We start from the raw sequence: 512 nt of genomic DNA, 5'->3' as shown, positions 1-512 counted from the left end.
ACCCGAAGCCATTTCGTTGGCACAAGAAGGCCGAGGACATCCTTGCCTCAGTCGCTCGCGCGGCGCGAGCGCTGGGCAAATGATTTTCAGTGGTATTTCTGAAACACCACACTAGGTGCCTAGGCCCTTGAGTGTTCGGGTATTAATCACTGTCTATATCGCACCGTTATTTTGAGCTGAAAAAAGAAGTTGTCACCTGGCAAAAATACTAGGCCCTGTACGATAAGAGATGTCGCAAACACCGCATGGAACAAGCCAGTGAGACCATGGCGGCGTAGCTTTTCGCGAGTTTGTCGAAGCGCGTTACGATCCGGCGGTTCACTTTCAGCCAGCCAAACATGCGCTCGATGATGTTGCGCTGACGGTACTTGGGCCGATCAAAGAGTCTGGGTAAACCGGGCTTAGGCTTGCGCTTCATCGAGCGCAGAGGGATGACGGGTTGCATTCGATATTTGTCGCAGTCGCGGCGTAGCGCTTCGGCGTCGTAGCCCTTGTCAGCAAGCAGCCATTTA

The 512-nt window shown here is 53.5% G+C and carries 1 protein-coding gene; it reads right to left on the bottom strand.

Features of this window, described 5'->3' with window-relative positions; translation table 11 throughout:
* Window positions 1-208: 208 nt before the first annotated feature.
* A partial coding sequence (locus HU770_RS26770; protein WP_186666587.1) for a transposase occupies window positions 209-512 on the bottom strand: 304 nt, incomplete at its 5' end.

Origin of the sequence: Pseudomonas sp. SWRI68 (assembly GCF_014269165.1) — a bacterium.
GTDB classification, from domain to species: Bacteria; Pseudomonadota; Gammaproteobacteria; order Pseudomonadales; family Pseudomonadaceae; genus Aquipseudomonas; species Aquipseudomonas capeferrum.
Note: the sequence above shows the minus strand (reverse complement) of the source record. Positions and strands in the feature narration are given on the sequence as shown.